We start from the raw sequence: 23,316 nt of genomic DNA, 5'->3' as shown, positions 1-23,316 counted from the left end.
GTGCCCTCCTTCGTGCGTGGGTCAGTCGTCGTGGTTCCTTCGGATGCCCTGGAAGCCCTGGAGTGCCTGGGTCCGGGCGGTGACGTGGGCTGCCGCACCCGCCATCAGGACTTCGCCGACGGCCTCGACGGTGCGCGCCCGCCAGGGTTCCAGCTCGGTGCCGGCGACCGCCTGGTTGAACGCGCCCATCGCCGGACCGCAGTGGACCAGGTAGTCCACGGTGTGGTCCGGGTCGCCCGCCAGCGCCAGACGCAAGCCGCGGTCGAAGTAGCGGCGCAGCGGCTGTGCCGCCTCCGACCGTGCCCCGGCGTCCGGAGCCGGAGTCGTCCGCGGACCGGTCGGGGGCTGGTACTCGCCGCCCAGGTAGCGCTCCAGGATCCGGGTCCTGGTCGCGTCGTCCAGGTCGGCCGGCGTGGTGTTCCGGCGCCACAGCTCGTGCAGCGCGGACGCCCGCGCCGGGAAGAACAGGCCGCGCTTCAAGTAGCGTGACCGCACCCCTAGTTCAAACTGGTACGGCGACGGCGCGGTGTCCACGTCGTATTCGTTCGCCTGTTGCAGGAGGTCCTTGACGCGGTCGCTGGTGGCCGCCTCGACCGAGCACTGGTTCACCGACCCGGTCAGCACGAAGTCCGCGCCCAGCAGGAACGCCGCGGCCGCCGCCTCCGGTGTGCCGATGCCGCCGGCGCAGCCGACGTGCACCCGGGGCCCCGGCGACGCGCTGGCGTCCCGCAGCCGCAGCACCGCCGGAAGCAGCGTCAGCGGGTCCGCGCCCGTGCACAGCCAACCGCCGTCCGCCGCCACGCACAGGTCGTCGGCCATCGGGCGGGAGGCGGCCGCCTCGGCCTCGGCCTCGGTGACCGCGCCCGCCGCCAGCAGCCGTGCCACCAGGGGGGCGGGCGGCGGGGCGAGGAACGCCGCGGCCACGTCGGTCCGCGGCACCTTCGCCAGGATCCGCCCTCCTTTGAGCCGGAAGCGCACGAGCTGCTCGGTCACCCGCGGGAAGCCTGACACCTCCGCCAGCGTCACCCCGTGACGCAGCAGCAGGTCGATCAGAGCGGCCTCCTGCTCCGGCGCGTCGGGGTGGTGCAGGACGTTGACTCCGTGGGCGCCGCCCAGGTCGAGTTCGTGCAGCCGCCGCTCCACCTCGGCGAGGGCGAGCCCACCGGTCCCCAGGAAGGCGAGCAGGCCGGCCTTGGCCGCGGCGCGGACCAGCTCCGGGCCCGAGACGCCTGCGTACATCGACCCCAGCACGTAGGCGCGCCGCAGACCGTAGCGCTCGCGGAACGTCCGGGCGCCCAGGCCCCCGGCGGTGACGGCGGAGTCGGCACCCCCCACGGAGACGGCTGCGGTCGGGGAGACGGGCGCAGCGGCCCCGGCCGCCGGTGTGGGCGGCGGGAGCTCTGCGGCCTGCGGTCGCGGGGCGGTGGCCGCCCTGATGCGGGCGACGAGCTTGGTGAGCACCTGGCCGGGGCCCAGCTCCACGAACTCGAAGTCGCCCTCGCGCATCAGGGCGCGCACGGTCTCGGTCCAGCGCACCGGGGAGGCGATCTGCGCCGTCAGCCGCTCCTTGAGGGTCGCCGCCGTGTACGGCAGGGCGTCCACGCCGGCCAGCACCGGGACGGTCGGGGGGCGCAGCTCGAAGCCGTCCAGGAAATGTCCGAACTCCTCGGCCACCGGGCGCATGTAGCGCGAGTGCAGCGGCGCGCTGACGGTCAGGCGTACCGTGCGGGCGCCGATCGCCTCGAACGCGGCGCAGGCCGCGTCGAGCTCTGGCCGCGGGCCGGAGACCACGAACTGGTCCGGGGCGTTGTGGTTGGCGAGGTCCAGCGCCTCGAACGCGGGCTCGGCGAGGGTGCGGGTCACGTCCTGCTCGCTGACGCCGACCACCGCCGCCATCGAGCCGCCGGAAGCAGCGGCCATCAGCTCACCGCGCCGGAGCACCAGCCGCAGCCCGGTCTCGAAGTCGAAGACCCCGGCCGCGAACAGCGCGGCGTACTCGCCCAGACTGTGTCCGACGAGGTGGTCCGGTGCCACCGGGTCCTGCGCCACGCGGTCCAGGTAGGCCAGGGCGCTCACCACGTAGAGCGCGGGCTGCGTGAACTCGGTTCGGCCCAGGCGGCGTTCCGGATCGTGCAGGCACAACTCCTCGATCGAGTAGCCGAGCACCTCGTCCGCGACCGCCGTCTGTTCCGGGAACCGTGCGAACAGTTCCCGGCCCATGCCACGACGCTGCGAGCCCTGCCCGGGGAAGCCGTAGACCTTCGGACGACCGGTGCCGTGCACGCCGCCTCCCGCTCGCGGTGCCGCGGCCTCCGTCCGGCGTGGTGTCGTACGGGCGGCGTGCACGCGGACCTGCTCGAACAGGACGGTGTCCTGCTCGAACGGGCTGAGAAGCGGCAGCGACTGCGCCGGTCCCGCCTCGGGCAGCAGTGTCCGGGCGAAGTTGTGCAGGGTGCCCGAGGGCCCGAGGTCGAGGTAGAGGAAGTCGTCGCGTCCGCGCAGCCAGGCCATCGCCCGCTCGAACTCGATCGGGCGCCGGGCCACCTGCGCGAAGTGGTCCGCGTCGGCCCGTTCCACCAGCTCGCCGGTCACGCAGGACACCCACGGAATCCGCGGCGCCGCGAACGACACGCCCTCGAAGTCGGCCCGGCACGCCTCCAACGCCGGGTCCATCAACCGGGAGTGGAAGGCGTACTCGACCGGCAGCGGCAGGTGCAGGACCCCGGTCTCGCGCAACGCGGCTTCCGCGCGGTCCAGTTCGGCCTGCGGGGCGGTGACCACGAAGCACTCCGGAGAGTTGCGCGCGGCGATCTCGCAGGCCCGCAGCTCGGGCACCCGCCGCAGCACCTCGGCCCCGGCGAGCACGGCGATCATCCCGCCGGGCTCGCTCGCGCGCAGTGCACCGGCCTGGCGCACCAGCAGCCGCAGGCAGTCGACCGGGTCCAGCGCGCCGGCGACGACGGCCGCCGCGTACTCCCCCAGGCTGTAGCCGAGGACGTAGTCCGGCTCGATGCCCTCGGCGCGCAGGGCGGCGGCCAGCGCGAGCTCGATCATGACGATGCCCGGGTGGGAGACCGCGGTGTCGACGAGGGGGTGGTTCCTCGGCTTCTCCTCGTCGAAGATCGAGGCCAGCACCGACAGCCCGGATGTCTCGGTGACCACCGCGTCGTAGCGGCGCAGCTCGGTGCGGAACACCTCGTTGGCGTCGTAGAGCTCCCGGCCCATCCCGTAGTACTGGGAGCCCTGGCCGGAGAACAGGAAGACGGTGGGCCGGGTGCCGCTCATCGGTAGCCGTCCCAGAACAGGCCGCCGGTGGCGGAGTCGGATTCAGGGTTCCCTCGGATGACGATCCTCCGGTTCAGCGTGCGTTCGGGCAGGGGTTCGCGGGTGGGGCGGGTGGCTTCGGGAGCCGGGGCGAGCAGGACGTGGGCGTTGGTCCCGCCGTCGGCGAAGCAGTTGAGCGCCGCCAGCGGCGCGCGGTGCGGCCACGCCACGACCTCCCGCGGGAAGTACAGCGGCGAGGACTCCAAGTCGAAGTGCTCGAGCGGTTCCTGGCCGGAGCCGAACGGCACCTGCTCCCCGTGCTGCATCATCAGGACGACCTTGATGAACCCGGCGATGCCCTCCGCGCCCAGCGGGTGGCCGATGTTGGGCTTGACCGAACCGAGCGCCACCGGGTGCACCGGATCGGTGCCGTAAACCGCTTGGAGGGCCTTGAGTTCGAGCAGGTCGGTGACGGTGGAACCGGAGCCGTTGACCTCCACCCAGCCGACCTCCTGGGGGGTGTGGCCGCTGCGGGCCAGCGCCTCGGCCATGACCTCCTTCTGCGCCAGGAGGTTCGGGGTGGCCGGGCCGGCGGTGCGTCCGTCGTTGTTGACCGCGATGCCCCGGAGCACCGCGAGCACCCGGTCCCCGTCGGCCTGCGCCTGCGCCAGCGGCTTGAGCACGACCACGCCGACCCCTTCGCCGAGGACGAGCCCGGCGGCCCGGCGGTCGAACAGGTGGAACTCGGCGCCGGGGTTGAGGATCCCGCGCTGGGCGAAGATCCGGTGCGCCCGGCCGTCGGCCAGCAGGTTCACCCCCGCCACCACCGCCGCCTCGACGGCGCCCGCCCGCAGGGCGTACACGGCCGTCTCCATCGCCACCAGTGCGGAGGAGCAGGCGGTGTCCACCACGACGCTCGGTCCGCGGAAGTCGAAGAACTGGGAGATGTTGGCCGACAGGTAGTTCTGGCCGGTCGCCATCACCGGGTTCTGCGCCCGCTCGACCAGCGTCTCGTCCGGTATGCCGGTGCTCCGGCCGCCGACGTACACGCCGATCCGCCGTCCCTTGAGTTCGGCGGGCCGGTAGCCCGCGTGGTGCACGGCCCGGTCGACCTCCTCGAGCAGCAGCAGAGCCTGCGGGTCCAGGGCGGCGACGTCCGCATCGGAGAGCAGGAACGCATCCGGGTCGAAGCGCAGTTCCCCGGGCAGCAGCCCGGCGTGGAAGCCGCCCAGGTCGGCGAAGCGCCGCTCCGGGACGGGCCGCAGCGCCCTGCCGCCCTGCCGCAGCAGCTGCCAGTACTCGTCCGGGGAGCCCGAGTCCGGGAAGCGGCACGACAGGCCGACCACCGCGATGTCCTCGTCCGCCCGCTCGTACGGTGCGGCGGCCGGAGCGGCGTCCGGGGCGGTGGCACGAGCGGTGACATCGACCGTGGCCACCGGGGCGGTCAGGGCCTCGGGCGCCGGGGCGCCGAAGGCTGCGGCGAGCTCCGCCGGGTGCTCGGCGGCGAGGTAGTCCGCGAACTCCCGGGCCGTCGGGTACTCCAGCAGCGAGGACGGGTCCAGCGACACGTCCAGCCGCTTGCCGAGGGTCTGTAGCAGCTGGGCCACCAGGATCGAGTCGATGCCGAAGTCCTGAACCGGCACGTCCTCGGCCAGCACGCCCCGGTCGAACCGCAGCTCCTCCGCGAGCCGGTCCAGCAGCCACGAGGCCACCGCCTCACGCGCGCCCTGACTGTCGCCGGACGGCGCCGCGGCCCGGTCGGGGGCGCTCGTCGGCGCTCGGCGGGCAGTGTCCGGCACGGCGGATCCCGTTGCCGGCTCGGCGTCAGCCGGGGGGCCGCCGTCCGTCAGCCGTCCGGGACTCCAGTCGGTGTCCGGCCGCACCGCCGCGGCCAGCAGCACCCGTTCGCCGGCGACGAGCGCGCGGTCGAGCAGGGCGAGCCCCTGCCGGTCCGTCAGTGCGACGAGCCCGGTGGCCCGGTAGGCCTCGCTGCGTACCTCTCCCATGCCGGTGTCGCGCCAGCTCGGCCACTGCACGCTGACCAGCGGCAGCCCGTACCGACGCTCCTCGGCCACCGCGTCCAGGTAGGCGTTGGCCAGCGCGTAGTCGCTCTGCCCGACCGCCAGCCGGGGCACCGCGGCGGTGACCGATGAGTACAGGACGAAGAAGGCCAGCGGCTCGTCCCGGAAGGCGCGCGTCAACGCGTCGAGGCCGAAGACCTTCGGGCCGATCACCCGCGCCGTACCCTCCACCGGCTTGCGGACGAAGGCCGGGTTCTCGGAGTCCACGAAACCGGCGGCGTGCACCACCCCGCCCACCGGGCCGAGTCGCAGCCTGACCTCGGTCAGGGCCTTGGCCAGCGCACCCTCGTCCTCCAGGTCGACGGCGAGCACCTCCAGTTCCACGCCCTGGGCGGCGAGTTCGGCCAGCGGGCGCAGCTTGCGGCCCAGCCGGGTGTCCGCGCCGACGTGCGCGGCCCACTCGGCCTGTGGTGGCAGCTCCTCCCGGCCGGTGAGGACCAGCTTGCGCACCCCGTGACGGGCGACGAAGTGGCGGGCCGTCAGCAGGCCGAGACCGCGCGTGCCGCCGGTCACCCAGAGCACGTGCCCGTCCGCGAAACGCGGCGGGCGCGACGCGCCGTCCGGCACCTCGCGCAGCTGCACCCGGTGCCGGACGCCGTCCCGGTAGGCCACCTCGGCCTCCGGCCCGGCACCGGCGAGTTCGTCGAGCGTCCAGGCGACCGCCTGCCGGTCCGGGCACGTGCCCAGGCTGACGTGGCGCGAGCGCACGTGGCGGTACTCGCTCTGAAGCATCCGGTACAGACCCGCCCGCTCCGCACCGCCGCCACCACCGGCCGGCGTCTCCCGGGAGACCAGCAGCGCGCGCAGGTCACGCGGACCCTGGTCGACCAGCCGCTGGAGCCAGCGCCACCAGGTGTAGAACGCGGTCCGGTCCACTGGCAGCCCCTGCTCGGCGCACCCCGCCAGGTCCACCACGGCGTCGAAGCGGTCCCAGCGGGTGCCGGCCAGCGCCAGGTCAGCGTCGAGCGCGGCGGTGGTGAGCACCTCGGCGCCGGGCAGCGCGGCGGCCAGCGCGGCGGCCAGGGCCTCGGCGCCGGGGACGGCCAGGACAGCCGTGCGGCCGGGCAGGGCCAGCCGCGCGGCGGCCCCGGCGGGGACCCACTGCCGGGTGAGCAGCCGCTCCTCGGCCCCGGGGGCGACGGATACGGTTGCGGCGGAAACGGCCGGGGTGGAAGCGACCCCGGCAGGAACGACCCCGGCAGGAGCGGCCCCGAGCGCGGCCAGTTCGACGTCCGCGGCCGCGAGCCAGACCCGCCCGCCGCCGAAGGGGTAGCCCGGCAGCGACACCCGGCCGGGCCTCTGCCCGCCGTGCAGCACGGACCAGTCCACCCGCCGGCCCGTGGTCCAGGCTTCGGCGAACGCGGCCGGATCAGCCGTCAGGGCGACGCCCTCCGCCGGCCGGCGCGGATCGACCACGCCCGTCCAGCTCCTGGCCGGCGCCCGGCCGGCGGCGAACTCATCCAGACGGTCGGCCAGTTGGTCCAGGTCATCGAACTCCACCGCGAGCCGGTGGGCCATCGCCTCGCGTCCCGACTGCAACGTCCAGGCGACCTCTCGCGGAGCCGCCCCGGCGACCTCGGCGCGCAGCCGCGCGGCCAGCCGCCGGGCCTGTTCCGTCAGTCGGTCCGCGTCCCGGGCGGAGAGCACGGCCAGCTGCGGACCGGCCGCGGCGGCGGACGGAGCCTCGGCTCCCAGGTACTCCTGGAGAATGACGTGCGCGTTGGTGCCCCCGGCGCCGAACGCACTGACCCCCGCGGTCCGGGGCCGCTCGGCGCCGTCCGCGCCGACCCGGCGCGGCCACGGCTCCGGCTCGCGCTGGACCACGAACGGCGTTCCCGCGAAGTCGATGTTCGGGTTGAGCTCCTGCGCGTGCAGCGAGGGGGCCAGTTCGCCGTGCCGCATCTGGAGCAGCACCTTGGTGACCGACGCGATGCCGGCCGCCGACTCGGCGTGTCCGATGTTCGACTTCACCGAACCGATCGGCAGCCGCTGGGGCAGGTCGTCCCCGAAGGCCCGCAGCAGCCCGGTGATCTCCACCGGATCACCCAGTTCGGTGCCCGTGCCGTGCGCCTCGACGTAGTCCAAGTCGCTCGGGCGCAGGCCGGCCCGGTCGAGCGCCGCGCGCACCAGGTCGCCCTGCACCCGGGGGTTGGGCACGGTGAACCCGCGGCCCGCACCGCCGTGGTTGACGGCCGAGGACTTGACCACCGCGAGGATCCGGTCGCCGTCCGCGACGGCCGCGTCCAGCCGCTTCAGCAGGACCGCGCCCGAACCCTCCGCCGGGACATAGCCGGTGCCGCCGGCACCGAAGCTCCGGCACCGGCCGTCCTCGGCGAGGAAGCCGCGCCACGCCAGCTGGAGGTACTTGGCCGGGTGGCTGGTGATGTTGACGCCGCCGGCGACGGCGACCTCGCAGTCGCCGGCCCTGATGGCCTGGCACGCCTGGTGGATGGTGACCAGCGCGGAGGAGCACATGGTGTCCACGGCGACGCTGGGGCCGGTGAAGTCGTAGAAGTACGAGACCCGGTTGGCCACCGAGGCGTAGGACGAGTGCGGGGGCAGGCCCTCGCCCCGCAGTGCCTCTTGGACGCCGTACAGCTGGTACTGGCCGTACATCATGCCGACGAAGACGCCGGTGCGGGAGCCGCGCAGCCCCTCGCGGGTGTAGCCCGCGTCCTCCAGCAGGTGCCAGACCGTTTCCAGGAACACGCGTTCCTGCGGGTCGGTGTGCTCCGCCTCGATCTGCGACATCCGGAAGAACAGCGGGTCGAAGCGGTCGGCCCCGCGCACGAAGCCGCCCCACTTGCCGTAGGTCTTGCCGATCAGTGACTTCCGCTCGTCGTGGAACCGCTCGTGGCGCCACCGGTCGGCCGGGACCTCCTCCACGCTGTCCCGCCCGGCGCGCAGGTTGCGCCAGAACTCCTCGACGTCGTCGGCCTGCGGGTAGCGCCCCGCGACGCCGATGATCGCGATGTCACCGTCACCGGTCGGGAGAGCCGGCGCGGCGGACGCGGCGGACGCGGCGGACGGGGCGGACGGGGCGCCGTCCGGGCCGGGCCGGGCCTCTTCGGCTGCGGCTTCCCGGGCCTCGGGCGCGGTGAACGCCTCCGGGTGCTCGGCGGCCAGGTGCTCGGCCAGCTCACGGACCGTCACGTACTCGAACAGCAGGGTCTTCGACAGCGGTCCGACGACATCCTCCAGCCGCCGGGTCACGCTCAGCGTGATCAGCGAGTCCACGCCGTAGTGGTCGAAGGGGTCGGTGACGACGATCTCCGCCTCGGGGAGCTTCAGCTCCTCGGCCGTGATCCGCAGCACCAGCCGCTCCGCCCGCGCCCGCACGCCCACCGGATCGGCCGCGACCGCCGGAGCCGACACAGCGGCCACAGCGGCCGGGGCCTCGGGTACCGGGCGCGGGCCGCTGCCCAGGGCGGCCAGGATCCGGGCCGGGTCTCCGGCGGCGAGCAGCAGCCTCGGCCGGTCGTCCGCCAGCGCCCGCTCCAGCCCCTCCAGCGCCGCCCGGCTGCGCAGCGGGCGCAGGCCCGCCACCCGGGCCGCGTACTCCTGCGTGGCGGCGTCGACGTGCATGCCGCCGTCGGCCCACACCGGCCAGGCCGCCGCCAGGGTGCGGCCGTGCCGCTGCCCGGCGCGACGCAGCGCCTCGCGCTGCTCGGCGAAGTGGTCGAGGAAGGCGTTGGCGAACGCGTAGTCGCTCTGGCCGGCGTTGCCGAGCGCGGCGGCGGCGGAGGAGAAGGCCACGAAGTAGTCGAGCGGGTCGTGCCGGGTCTCCTCGTCCAGCAGCACCGTGCCGTGCACCTTCGCGGCCAGCACCGCCTCCGCGTCGGCCCGCTGCTTGGCGTGCAGCAGGCCGTCGCGCAGCACTCCGGCCGCGTGCAGCACACCGCCGACCGTGCCGTGCGCGCGCCGGGCCTCGGCGAGCAGGGCCCGCACGTCGGCCGGCTCGGCCACGTCGGCCCGGACCACCCGGGCACCGATGGCCTCGATCCGGGCCAGGGCCTGCGGCGTGGGGGCGGTGCGGGCGGCCAGCACGATCCCGCCCGTGGTGACGCCCGCCGCGCGCCGTACGCCGGCGATGTGCTCGGCCACCAGCAGGCCCAGCGCGCCGGTGCCGCCGGTGATCACGTGCGCCCCGCCCCCCAGGAAGGTGCTGCCCGCGCCGGCAGCCGGCAGGCCGACCCGCCGCCAGGCGCGGCGGCTGCGGCCCGCCGCGCTCACCCTGGTCTCGGACTCGCCGGTCTCGGCGAGTTCGGCCACCACCGCCTCGGGCAGCGGACCGTCCGCCACCGCCAGCACGCCGATGTCGACCGCCGGGTGTTCCTGGCGCACTGAGCGGGCCAGCGCGGCCATGGCCGGGTGGGCCGGCGAGTGCGCCGGGTCGCGGTGCACGTACAGGTAGCGCAGCGCACCGCGCCGTTCCCGCTGCCAGGCTTGCAGGAACGCCACGGCCGGGTGGAAGCCGCGCTCCAGCGCCCGGGCGGGGGCACCGTCCGGGTCGGCCAGGTGGACGACGTGCACCGGCCCGGGGCCGGCGGCGCGGATCTCCGCCGCCGGGTCGAACCCGGCCCCCGGGGCGACGACCCGGGCGCTCAGGCCCGCCGCGGTCAGGGCGGCGGCCACGACCGGGCCCTCCCGGCCGGCGTCCAGGACCAGGACGGTGCCGGCCGGCTGGTGTCCGGCCGCCGGGGCGGCCTGCCAGACCGGTTCGAACGCGACCACCTCGTCCGCCCCGGCGGCCGGGCCCACCGCGCGCAGCGTGAAGGACTCGATCGCCGCGACCACGTCGCCGGAAGGGTCGAGCAGCAGGACGTCGAAGCAGAGCGTCCCGGCCGCCGGCGGGCGGGCGCTGGGGGTGGCGTAGGCGTACGGCTGCTGCGGCAGCTCGCCGTACAGCCGCACCGAGCCCAGGGAGTACGGCAGGTAGTCCGGCGACGGCGCGGAGTCCCGCGCGCCGGGGACCAGTTGGCCCGCGGCCTGGAGCGCCGCGTCGAGCAGCGAGGGGTGGAACACGTACGCGTCCCGGTCGGCGAGCCGCGGCTCGGGCAGCCGCAGCTGCGCGAGCGCCTCCCGCTGCCCCACGGCGATCTCCTCGACCGCCCGGAAGCTCGGACCGTAGTCGAAGCCCAGCCGGGAGAACGCCTGGTAGCAGCTCTCGCCGCTGTTCACGGTGGTGCAGCGAGCACGCACGGCCGCCAGGTCGATCGGTGCGGGCCGGGGCCCGGGTTCGCCGAACAGCAGGGTGCCCCGGGCATGGGCGGCCCCGTCCTCACCGGCCGTGACGGCCTCGAAGGAGGTGCCGGTGAGCCGGACGAGCAGTCGGCGCGAGGTTCCGGCGGGCAGCCGGACCGGCGTGGCCCACACCAGGCCGTCGACACCGCGCACCGGCCCGCCCTCGGCGAGGTCCCCGGCCAGCCGGGCCATCTCCAGGTACGCCACCCCGGCCAGCAGCATCTCGCCGCCGACCACGTGGTCGCGGAGGAAGAACTCCTCGCCGGTGAGCGTCTTGGCGTACACCCGCTCGGTGCCCGTGGACAGGTCGGCGTCCAGCAGGGTCGGGTGCAGCGGGGCCGGGGCCTGCCGCGGCACCGTGCCGGTGGGGAACCAGTGCCGGGTTCCGCCGAAGCGGTAGGCGGGCAGGTGCACCCGGCGCCGCCGCGCACCCCGGTGCAGCGCCGTCCAGTCCACCTCGGCGCCGGCCACCCAGGCGTCGGCGAGCCGGTCCGGGTCACCGGTCGCGGCGGCCGCGCCCGGGGCCGTGCGCTCCGCCTGACCGGTGCGCACCCGCGAGGGCCGTCCGTCGAGGTGGGCGGTCAGCTCGGCCCGCAGGGCGGCGGTCCCGTCCGCCACCACGGCCAGGCGGTGCGCCATCGGCTCGCGGCCCAGTTGCAGGGTGTACGCGAGGTCGCCGGCCGGGACCGGGTGGTCCGCCAGGTGGTCGGCGAGCCGCTCGGCGGCGCCGCGCAGCGCCTCGGGGGTGCGGGCGGACAGCACGAACAGCTGCTCGCCGCTGTCCTCGTCACCGGCGTCGGACATGTACGACTCCTCCAACACGACGTGCGCGTTCGCCCCGCCGAAGCCGAAGGAGCTGACCCCGGCTCGACGCGGCAGCTCGCCTCCTCCGGCGTCGCGGAGCCGCGGCCAGGGCCGGGCGGTGTCGGCCAGCTCGAACGGGCCGCCGTCCAGCTCCAGGTACGGGTTCGGTTCCTCGATGTGCAGGCCGGCCGGGATGACGCCGTGGCGCACCGCGAGCACGGCCTTGAAAAGCCCGGCGATGCCCGCCGCGGCCTCCAGGTGGCCGATGTTGCTCTTCACCGAGCCGATCGCGCAGGCGGGCCCGGGCTGCGCCCCGCGCTCGGCGCGCAGTCGGCGGAAGGCGGTGCTCAGGCCGGCGGTCTCGATCGGGTCGCCCAGGGCGGTGCCGGTGCCGTGGGCCTCGATGTAGCCGACGGTCTCGGTGGGGACACCGGCCGCCCGGTAGGCGTCGACCAGCAGGTCCGCCTGGGCGTCCGGGCTCGGTGCCGTCAGCGAGGTGGTCCGGCCGCCGTGCCCGACGGCCGACGCCTTGATCACCGCGTGCACGGCGTCGCCGTCCTGCCGTGCCCGCCCGCCCGGCTTGAGCAGCACCACGCCGACGCCCTCGCCGCGGACGTATCCGTCGGCCCGGCTGTCGAAGGTCCTGCACCGGCCCTCGGGGCTGAGCATCCGGCTCTCGGCGAGCACCTCGTACACGCTCGGCGTCAGGATCAGGTTGACTCCGCCGGCGACGGCCAGGTCACAGGTGCCGTCGCGCAGCGCGGCGCAGGCCTGGTGCACAGCGGTGAGCGAGCCCGAGCAGGCGGTGTCCACCGCGACGCTCGGGCCGCGCAGGTCCAGGAGGTAGGAGACCCGGTTGGGGATCATCGTCAGCGCCGCACCCGTCGCCGTGTGTCCCCGGGGCGGGCAGCCTTCGGCCCGCTGCGCCTCCAGGTAGTCGGAGTTGGCGACGCCGATGAACACCCCGACGCGCTTCCCGGCGAGGTCGGAGGGCCGGTAGCCGGCGTCCTCGACGGCCGACCAGACCACCTCCAGCAGCAGCCGCTGCTGGGGGTCCATCAGTTCGGCCTCGCGGGGGGAGATCCCGAAGAAGGCGGCGTCGAAGCGGTCCACGTCGGTCAGGAAGCCGCCCCGGAGCGGGCCGGAGCCCGTCCGGTCCCGCAGCCCGCGGCGGTCCGCGGGTGCCTCGCCGACGAGGTCGTGCCCGGCGAGCAGGTGGGCCCAGAACTCCGCGAGGTCGGCCGAGCCGGGCAGCCGCCCGGCCATCCCGATGATCGCGACGTCCTCGCCGCGCGGCGGGCAGGCCGGCGCCTCCACCGTCGGGAGCAGCGGCGCGGCGGTGGCCTCCCGAAGGCCGGCGCCGAAGTGTGCGGACAGTTCGGCGGCGTGGTTGTCCCACAGGTACTCGGCGAGCGCGGCCAGGGTGCCCCGGCTGTAGAACACCGTCGGGTAGACCTCGATGCCGTAGGTGGAGCGCAGGTCCACGCTGAGCGCGGTGAAGCCCACCGAGTTCATGCCCGCCTCGCCGAACGGGACGTGCGGGCCGAGCTCCTCGGGGGCGATCCCCGCCAGGCGTCCGATCAGGCCGGCCAGTTCGGCGGCGAGTGCCTCGGCACGGTCCGTGGGCCGCGCCGGGGCCTCGGACCGCGCCGGGGCCTCGGACCCGTGCCCGCCCGCGGCGCCGAAGCGCGCGCGCAGTTCGGCGAGCGGCAGCGCGGCCAGCGTGGTGCGGTCCACTTTCCCGTTCAGGGTGTGCGGGAAGCCCGTCACCCGGACCAGCACGTCCGGGACCATGTGGGCCGGGAGCCAGTGCGCGAGCTGCTCCCGAGTGGGTTCGGCGGCCCCGTCGGCCGACACGTAGCAGGCCAGCAGGGACCGGTCGCCGCCGTCGCGGCCGCGCGCCACCACGACGGCCTCGCGCACGCCGTCCAGCCGCCGCAGGGCCGCCTCGATCTCCTCGGGCTCGATCCGGAAGCCGCGCACCTTCACCTGCTCGTCGATCCGCCCCAGGTACTCGAACCGCCCGTCGGCGAGTCGGCGGGCCAGGTCGCCGGTGCGGTACAGGCGCGCGGCGGCGCCCGCGAACGGGTCGGGCAGGAAGCGCTCGGCGGTGAGCTCCGGGCGGTTCAGGTAGCCGTCGGCCACCCCGTGCCCGCCGATGTACAGCTCGCCGGGTACCCCGGTGGGCAGCGGACGGCGCGCGCCGTCCAGGATGTGCATCGTGGTGTTGGCGATCGGCGTTCCGAGGGTCACCGGCTCGCCCGGCGCGAGCCGGCTCGCCGCCGACCAGATCGTGGTCTCGGTCGGGCCGTACAGGTTCCAGACCTCGCGGTTGCCGGCGAGCAGCGCCTGCGCGAGGTCCTCGGGGAGCGCCTCGCCGCCGCACAGCACGGTGAGGTCGGCGTTGCCCCGCCAGCCGGCGGCCAGCAGCATCCGCCAGGTGGCGGGCGTCGCCTGCATCACCGTGACGCGGCCGGATTCGAGCAGCTCGCGCAGCCGCAGGCCGTCCCGGGCGGTCTCGCTCGGCGCGATCTCCACGGTGCCGCCGCTGATCAGCGGCAGGTACAGCTCCAGCCCCGAGATGTCGAAGCAGACGGTGGTGACGGCCAGCAGGGTGTCCTGCGGTCCGAACCCGGGCTCGCGGGCCATGGACCAGAGCAGGTTCACCAGCGCCCGGTGCGGGATCCGGACGCCCTTGGGCAGGCCCGTCGAGCCGGAGGTGTAGATCACGTAGGCGACGTCCGAGGGTCCCGCGGGCCCCGGGGAGGGGGCGGCGGGCGCGGCGGCGGCGTCGTCCAGCAGCAGGCGAGGCACCGCCGCGTAGCCGCTGGGGATGCCGGAGCGGGTGAGCATCAGATGCAGCCCGGCGTCCTGCGCCATGTGAGCGAGCCGCTGTTCCGGGTAGGCGGGGTCGAAGGGCACGTAGATGCCACCCGCCACCTGCACGGCCAGCAGCGCCACCGGCAGCTCGACGTCGCGCGGCAGCAGAACGCCCACCGTACGGCCCCGGCCCACGCCGGCGGCGGTCAGCCGGGCTGCCAGGTCCGTCACCCGCGACCACAGCTGCCGGTACGTCAGTTCGGTTCCGGCGCAGCGCACCGCCACCGCGTCCGGGCGCGCCTCGGCCTGGCCGCGGACCAGCTCCCAGACCAGCGTGTCGGCCGGGTAGTCGACGCGCGCGGCGGACGCGGCCCGCTCCTCCTCGGCCCGCTCCTCCTCGGTGCGCAGCTCCAGTTCGCCGACCGGCGTCCCCGGGGCGCCGACCGCGCAGGCCAGTAGTGCGGCGAAGTGCTGCCCCAGCCGTTCCACCGTCCCGGCGTCGAACAGGTCCGGGTTGTACTTGAGCGTGTACCGGCAGCCCCCGGGCACGTCGACCAGGTCCAGGGTGAGGTCGAACTCGCCCTCCTGGTGCACACCTTCGACCCTGTCCCGGATCGTTCCGGCCCCGGCCAGGTCTCGGGCCCAGTTGTGGAAGTAGTAGGCCACGTTGAACGGCGCCGCCGACGCCGCCGGGTCCAGGCGGCGCAGTTCCTCGGCGAGCGTGAGCAGCGGGTAGCTGCCGTGCTCCAGCGCGCCCAGCACCGTCCGGTGCAACCGGTGTGCCAGGGTGCGGAAGGCCTCCTGGGCGTCGACCCGCTCGGCCAGCACGACCATGTTCATGAAGTAGCCGAGTACGTCGTCGTAACCGCTCGGCGGGCGGCCCGCCGTCGGGGTGCCGACGGCGATCTCGTCCTGGCCGCTGTAGCGGTGCAGGAGGGCGAAGAAGGCGGCCAGCATGACGCTGGAGAGCGAGGTGCGCTCCGCGGCGGCCAGCGACCGGGCCCGCTCCGACACCTCGGCCGGGATCCGCCCGCTCACGCTCTCACCTCGGAAGGTGGGCAACGCCGGGCGCGGGCGGTCCAGCGGCAGCGCGACCGTGGTCCGCCGGCCGCGCAGCCGGTCGACCCAGTACACGCGCAGCCGTTCCCCCTCCGGCCCGGCGAGTTGTTCGCGCTGCCAGGCCGTGAAGTCGCCGAAGGTCCGGGCGGGCCGCCCGGTCGGCAACGGCCGGCCCTCGGCGACGGCGCGCAGCCCGCGCTCCACCTCCTGGAACAGCAGCGGGATGGACAGGCCGTCGAGCACCAGATGGTGCACCGTCAACAGCAGGGCTTGGCGGCCGTCGCCGAGGGTGTAGACGGTGGCGCGCAGCAGCGGGCCCCGGGCGAGGTCGAACGGCCGCCTCGCCTCGGCGTGGATCCGCTCCCGCAGGGCGTCGTCGGCCACCGCCGTCAGGAAGACCTGCTGGAAGGGCAGTTCGGGTTCGGCCGCGATCCGGATGTACGGTTCGCTGCCGTCCGTGCGCATCGTGGCCCGCAGCTCCTCGTGCCGGTCCAGCACGTCCTGGAGGACCAGGCGCAGGGCGGGCACATCGACGCCGGGGGCGAGCCAGAAGGCGAGCGGGAGGTTGTAGGCGTGGTTGCCCGGGGCGATCTGCTCGATCACCCACAACGCGTGCTGGCCCGGCGAGGCCGGGTGGGTGCTCAGCGTGGTGTCGGTCCGGGGGCGCAGCACCCGGGCCACGGACGCGGAGACGGGCGGTGCGGTCGACGTGGCGGGGGTGGGCGTGGACTCGGCGGGGACGGGCGTGGGCCCGGCGGGAGCGGGCGTGGGCCCGGCGAGGACGGGCGTAGGCCCGGCGAGGACGGGCGTAGGCCCGGCGAGGACGGGCGTAGGCCCGGCGAGGACGGGCGTGGACTCGGCAAGGACGGGCGTAGGCCCGGCGGGAGCGGGCGTGGACTCGGCGGGGACGGGCGTAGGCCCGGCGAGGACGGGCGTGGACTCGGCGGGGACGGGCGTAGGCCCGGCAGGAGCGGGCGTAGGCCCGGCAAGGACGGGCGTAGGCCCGGCAGGAGCGGGCGTAGGCCCGGCAGGAGCGGGCGTAGGCCCGGCAGGAGCGGGCGTAGGCCCGGCAGGAGCGGGCGTAGGCCCGGCAAGGACGGGCGTGGACTCGGCGGGGACGGGCATAGGCCCGGCAGGAGCGGACGTGGGCCCGGCAAGGACGGGCGTAGGCCCGGCGGGAGCAGGCGTAGGCCCGGCGAGGACGGGCGTGGGCCCGGCGGCGGGCGTCTGCGCGGTGGGCAGCCAGCCGTCCACCAGGTGCGCGGCCAGGTCGCGCAGCGTCGGCTTCTCGAAGAACTCCTCCAGCGGCACCGAGACGCCGAACGCCTCCTCCACGGCGGACACGATCTTCATCCCGCTGAGCGAGTCGAAGCCGTAGTCGGCCAGTCGGCGGTCGGGGTCGATGCGCTCGTCCAGCTTCAGGACCAGCTCCAGCAGCTCCCGCAGCCGCTCGGTGGCCGCTCCGGCTGCCTCGGGCAGTGCCGGGACCACGGCCGCCACGGCAGTGGTGGCGGTGGCGGTGGCGGCAGCGGGCACCGCCGTACGCCGGTCGTCCGTCGGGCCGTCGCTCTGCGCGACCAGGACGTGCTGGCCCAGTTCCGTCGTCCCGCCGAGGATCCGGGTCCGGGCGAAGCCCTCCTCGGCCAGCAGTTGGCGCCAGGCCTCGGGGGCGACCAGCGGGGAGCCGGGTATGCGCAGCTCGGCGTCCTGGAAGGCCCACCAGCCCTCCATCACCCCGCCGGTGACGGTCAGGTAGGGCCGGATCGCGGTGAGTTCGTTGAGGAGCAGCAGGCCGCCGGGCCTGAGCAGCGTCCTGGCCTTGCGCAGGGTGGCCCGCAGGTTCCTGGTGGCGTGCACCACGTTGGTGGCCACCACGATGTCGGCCGTGCCGTCGGCGAACCCCTGCTCGGGCAGGCCGCGTTCCAGGTTGAGCAGGTCGAAGCGGACGAACGGGTAGCGGGCGGCGAACCGCTCGCGGCCGTGCTCCAGGAAGCGCGGCGAGACGTCCGTGAAGGTGTAGCCGACCCGGCCCGGGTGCCCGGCCAGCACGGGCAGCACCCGCTCGCTGGTGGCGCCGGTCCCGGCGCCGAGCTCCACCACGTGGAGCGTCTCCCCGTCGGCGAGCCCCGGCAGACGGGCGGCCAGGGCCTCGCGGACCTCGTCCGCGAGCAGCAGGTTGAAGAAGTCGGTGAGCGCGTTGCCCTTGTAGAGGCTCTCCACCAGCTGCATCGAGGCGCCGGGGAACATCACCTCCGTCCCCACCAGCTCGCCGCGCAGCAGCTGCGGGTAGACCCGTAGGAACTCGCGGTTGAGGGTAATGGTGGGAGCGATGTCCGGGTAGGTGCCGACGAGCCGGTCGAGCTCGACCTCCCAGCGGTCCGTGCCGCCGGCCGCGTCCGTCCGGTCGGCCGCCTCGGCGGTGGTGACGAGCTCGTCGCCCTCCCGGACCAGGAAGCCGGCCTGGACCAGCAACTCGAGCAGCGCCTCGTGCAGTCGCCGGAACTTGTCCCTGATCCGGAGCCTGGCCCGCAGTTCCTCACTGCGGTACCGCTCACCGGCGCTCAGGAAGACGCCCATCCGCCGGTAGGCGCCGAACACCCCGGACCTGGAGGCCTCGTCCAGCTCCGCGAAGCCGGCCAGCACGGCGGCCACGTCGGAGCCGGGGCCGGACGGGGTTTGCGGACCGGTGGCTTCGACCGCGCCGGTGACGGTGGCGGTGGCGGTGCGCGGAGGCTCGGGCCGGTCCGGCAGGGCCGGGATCCAGTGGCGCTTGCGGGCGAACGGGTAGCCGGGCAGCTCGATGCGGCGAGCGGTGGCGGGGGTGATCCGCGGCCAGTCGACCTCCGCGCCCGTCACCCAGTGTCCGGCCACCGCCGTCAGGTCGCGGCCGGCCAGCGCCGCCTCCAGGGCCTGGGCCTCGGCGGCCGGCGGCTGCGCCGGGGTACGGGTCACCGTGCCGGTGGCGATCCGGTCGACGGCCTCGCCGGTCGCGTACGCGGCCAGCAGCCGGGCCGCCTCGGCGACCGAGCCCACGGGCAGCGCGAGGCGGAACTCGTGTGCGGTACGGCCCGATTGCAGCGTGTGGGCGATGTCGGCGAGCCGCAGGTGGCGGCGAGGTGCCTCCCACTCCTCGTCCTCGTCCTCGGCTTCGGCCCGGCGCCCGAGGCCGGCGACCGCCTCAGCGACCGCGCCGATGGTCTCCGCCGTGACCGCCGCTGTGGACAGCCTGGTGCCCAACTCCTCCGACAGCAGGGCGAAGTAGCGGGCGCGCTCGGCCAGGCCGAAACCACAGTCGATCAGGTCGGTGGTGAGGTCGAGGGAGTCCGGCGCCACCCCCGCCAGCTCGGCGGCCAGCCGCAGGCACCGGCTGCGGGCGTCGGTCAGCGGGTCCAAGAGGGCCGCGTCCGCGCCCACCGCGCCGACGCCGGTACCCACGCCCGACGGAGCCGGTGCGTCCTGGCGCAGGTGGTCCGCCAGGTCACCGGCGTAGGCACGCAGCCGGTCCTCGGTCCTCGCGGACAGCACCAGGAGCTGCTGCGCCCCGTCCTCGGTCTGCTCCGGCTCGTCGGCCATCGGGTATTCCTCCATGATCACACAGGCGTTGGCGCCGCCCGCCCCGAACGAACTCACCAGGGCCCGCAGCGGGAGGCCGCCGGGGACGTCCGGACGCTCCAGGCGGGTCCAGGGCCGTACGGCCTGCGGCACCTCGAACGGCGTGGTGGTGAAGTCGATCTCCGGGTTGGTGCGCGCCGAGTTCAGCGACGGCACCAGCGTGCGGTGGCGGAACTGGAGCAGCACTTTGGTGAGGCCGGCGATCCCGGCGGCCGACTCCAGGTGGCCGATGTTCGTCTTCACCGAGCCGACCGCCACCGTGGGCCGCTGGGTTCGCTGCGCCGGGTCGATCCGTCCACCGAACGCGTCGACCAGGCCGGCGATCTCGATCGGGTCGCCGAGCGCGGTTCCGGTGCCGTGCGCCTCCACGTAGCCGATGGTGTCCGGCGCCACCCCGGCGCGCTCCAGCGCGGTGCGGACCAGGGCACTCTGCGCGGCGGGGTTGGGCACGGTGTAACCACCGCTGTTCCCACCGGAGTTGACGGCCGTGGCCCGGATGACAGCGAGCACCCGGTCACCGTCGGCGAGCGCCTTCGCCAGCGGCTTGAGCAGCACCGCGCCGACGCCCTCGCCGTCCACGAAGCCGTCCGCGTCCGCCCCGAAGGCCCTGAGCCGGTCGCCGTGCGAGAGCATCCCCGCCCGGGCCAGCCCCCGCAGGTGCTCCGGGTGCAGGATCAGGTTGACCCCGCCCGCGATCGCGGCGGCGCACTCGCCGTCGCGGATGCTCTGGCAGGCCAGGTGGACGGCCGTCAGCGAGGCCGAGCAGGCGGTGTCCACCGCCAGGCTGGGCCCGGTGAAGTCGAAGGAGTACGAGACCCGGTTGGCGGCCGACCAGTGGCGGGAGTGCGCCTCGGTGCTCACGCCGAACGCGTTCGCCTCGCCGGCCAGCCACTCGTAGTCGCTGTTCATCACCCCGACGAACACCCCGACCGGGCCCTGGGCGGCGAGTCGGGCCGGCGGGTAGCCGGCGTCCTCCAGGGTGGCCGCCGCCGTCTCCAGGAAAAGCCGCTCCTGCGGGTCCATCGCCTCGGCCTCGAGCGGCGAGATGTGGAAGAACAGCGGGTCGAAGGCGTCCACGTCGTCCAGGAAGCCGCCCCACTTGCTGTAGGCGCCGCGCTTGCCCTCCGGGTCGTAGTGCGCGTCCGCGTCCCAGCGGTCGGCGGGCACCTCCCGGATGCAGTGCCGCCCCGCGGCCAGGTTCTCCCACAGCTCGCCGACCGTCCTGGCCAGCGGGTAGCGGCCGGCCACGCCGACGATCGCGATCCGGTCGTCGGCCGGCTCCTGCGCGGCGGCCACCGGCGCGGCCTCGCCCGCCGTCTCCTGCACCGGCCCGGGAGCGTCGGCGGACAGCCTGCCGGTCAGGTAGGCGGCCAGCGCCTTCGGGGTGCGGTGCTCGAAGACCATCGTCGCCGGCAGCCGCAGGCCGGTACGGGAACTGAGCCGGTTACGCAGCTCCAGCGCGGCCAGCGAGTTGAAGCCGAGCCGGAGGAACTCCGCACCCGGGTCGACCTCGGCCGACGTGCCGTACCCCAGCACCGATGCGCTCTCGCGCAGCACCAGCTCGACGACGACCTGCTCGGTCTCGGGCACGGCGCCGAGACCGGCGGGCAGAGCGGCGGACGCGGGACCGGCCTGCGGCGCGTCCGGCCGGCTGCGCCGGGCCGGGGCCGTCTCGCGGAACAGCTGTGGCGGCGTGCCGCCGGTACGGAGCGGGAGCAGGTGGGCCCGGTTGGTGCCGAGGGCCGCGTCGAACAGCCGCAGGGCGTCCCCGGTCTCCAGCGGCAGCACCCCGGCGTCGGTGAGGCGGGCCAGGTCGGCTCCGTCGAGCCGGCCGGTCAGGGCGCTGCGCTCGGCCCACAGGCCCCAGCCCAGCGACAGGGCGGGCAGGCCCGCGCCCCGGCGCAGCCGCGCCAGCGCGTCGAGGAACGCGTTGGCCGCAGCGTAGTTGCCCTGCCCGGCGGTGCCGAGCGTGGCGGCGACCGAGGAGAACAGCACGAAGGCCCCGAGGTCGAGGTCGCGGGTCAGCTCGTGCAGGTGCCAGGCGCCGTCGGCCTTCGCCGCCAGCACCGACCGCAGGCGCTGCGGCGTCAGCGAGCCGACCACGCCGTCGTCCAGCGCCCCGGCCGCGTGGAGGACCGCCCGCAGCGGCCGCTCCGCGGGGATCTCCGCCAGCAGGTCAACGAGCGCCGCGCGGTCGCCGACGTCGCAGGCCGCCGAGGTCGCGCGCGCACCGGCCGCGGTCAGTTCGGCGGCGAGCTCGGGGGCACCCCGGCGGCTGACCAGCAGGAGGTCGCGCACGCCGTGCGCCTCGACCAGATGACGCGCCACCAGGCTGCCGAGGGTGCCCGACGCGCCGGTGATGAGCACCGTGCCGTCGGTGGGGAAGGCGGGGGTACCGGTGTCCTTCGACCGCACCAACCGGGGCACCCGGACCTCGCCGTCGCGGACCAGGAACTGCGGCGCGTCGCCGACCGGCAGCGAGGGGAGCAGCTCGGGCACGCCCTGTGGGTCGTCGGTGTCGACGAGCACGATGCGGCCCGGGTGCTCGGTCTGCGCCGAACGCACCAGCCCCCACACCGCGGCCTCGGCGGGGTCCGCCTCGGCGTCCGCCGCCTCGGCTTCGGTCGCCACGGCCCGTTGGGTCACGACCACCAGGCGCCCGTCGCCGGTGTCCTCGTCGGCGAGCCAAGCCTGCAAGTCCGCGAGCACCGCGGAGGCCGCCGCCAGGGCCCGGGCGGACGGCACACCGTCCACGGCCTGGCGGGGCAGCAGGGTCGCGCCCGCGTCTTCGGCCCGGGGGGTGCCCGGCCGCACCGGGAGCCAGTCCAACTCGTGGAGGGCGCCGTCGCCCTGGCCGGCGAGGAGCGCCGCGTCGAACGGACGCAGCGTCAGGGAGTCGGCCGACAGCACGCCGCGGCCGGTGTCGTCCGTGATCCGCACGGCCACCGATCCGTCGTCCAGCCGGGTGAGCCGGGCGCGTGCGCTCGACAGCTCGTCGGCCGCGTCGACGTCCAGCCACCGCACGCCGCGCCAGCAGAACGGCAGGCCCGGCTCGGTCTTCAGGTCCAGGGCGTGCAGGGCGGCGTCCAGCAGCGCGGGGCGGACCGCCTCCGGCAGTGAGATTTCGGCGAACAGCTCGCCGTCATGGCGCCACAGCGCCCGCAGGCCCCGGAAGCCGGGGCCGTACTCCAGGCCCTGCCCGGCCAGGTCCGGGTACCAGGAGGCCAGGTCCACCCGCTCGGCGGCCGGCGGGGGCCACGACCCGGAGTCGATCGCGGTGCCCGGCTCATCGGCCGCGACGAGGGTTCCGGTGGCGTGCAGCTGCCAGTCGGCCTGCGGTGCGCGGGCGTACAGCCGCAGCGCCCGGCCGCCGCCGTCCGCCGGATCCACCACCAGCTGGATCTCGACCCCGCCCTGCTCCGGCACCACGACGGGGGTCTGGAGGACGAGCTCGTCCACGGCGTGGCCGCTCAGCAGCGCCATCTCCAGCAGGGCGGTGCCCGGCACCACCATCCGGCCGAGCACCCGGTGGTCGGCCAGCCAGGGATGGGTGCGCCGGGACAGCCGGCCGGTGAGCACCGTCCGATCGCCGTCGGCCAGTTCGAGCGGGGCGCCGAGCAGCGGCTCGGGCGCGCGCAGCCAGTAGGGCTTCGACTGGAAGGCGTAGGTGGGGAGTTCGACGATCCGCGCGTCCATGCCGTCGAACGCCCGTGTCCAGTCCACCGCGACGCCCTGGGTGTGCAGCGCGGCCGCGGAGAGGGTGAAGCGCCGACGCGCGTCCTCGTCGCGGCGGAGCGTCTCCGCCACCACGGCGTCGCGGGCGGCGGCGTCCACCGTGTCCTGGATCGCCATGGTGAGCAGCGGGTGCGGGCTGACCTCCAGGAACACCCCGTACCCGTCCTCGGCCAGGGCACGGACCGTCTCCTCGAACCGCACCGGCTGCCGCAGGTTGCGGTACCAGTAGGCGGTGTCCAGCTCCGGGCCGTCGAGGCGGCCCGCGGTCACGGTCGAGTGGAAGGCCACCTCGGCGGCCCGCGGCCGCACCCCGGCGAGGGACTCCAGGAGCTCCTCACGCAGCTCCTCCACGTGGGCGGTGTGGGAGGCGTAGTCCACCGGCACCCGGCGGGCCCGCACGCCGTCCGCCTCGCAGGCGGCGAGCAGCTCGTCCAGTGCGTCCGGGTCACCGGCGACGACCACGGCGGACGGGCCGCTGACGGCCGCCACCGAGATCCGCTCGCCGAACGGCGCGATCCACTCCCGCACCCGCGCCTCGGGGGCGACGATCGACATCATCCCGCCCCGGCCCGCGAGCGCGGTCAGGGCCCGGCTGCGCAGCACGGACAGCAGCGCGCCGTCCTCCAGGGTGAGTGCGCCGGCCACGCAGGCGGCGGCGATCTCGCCCTGCGAGTGCCCCACCACCGCCGCCGGCTCG

At 75.4% G+C, this 23,316-nt stretch carries 2 protein-coding genes; both read right to left on the bottom strand.

Translation table 11 applies throughout. From position 1 onward, the window contains the following. Positions 1-21: 21 nt before the first annotated feature. On the bottom strand, positions 22-3,285 hold the full coding sequence (gene fabD / locus KUM44_RS39530; protein ID WP_217214599.1) for an ACP S-malonyltransferase: 3,264 nt from the start codon (positions 3,283-3,285) through the stop codon (positions 22-24). Continuing rightward, positions 3,282-23,316 (bottom strand): non-ribosomal peptide synthetase/type I polyketide synthase (locus tag KUM44_RS39525; protein WP_254390782.1); only part of this gene is annotated, 20,035 nt, incomplete at its 5' end. The genes KUM44_RS39525 and fabD, both read right to left, overlap by 4 nt.

Origin of the sequence: Streptomyces sp. AC550_RSS872 (assembly GCF_019049285.1) — a bacterium.
Taxonomy (GTDB): Bacteria; Actinomycetota; Actinomycetes; order Streptomycetales; family Streptomycetaceae; genus Streptomyces.
This window is presented reverse-complemented; position numbering and strand designations above follow the sequence as displayed.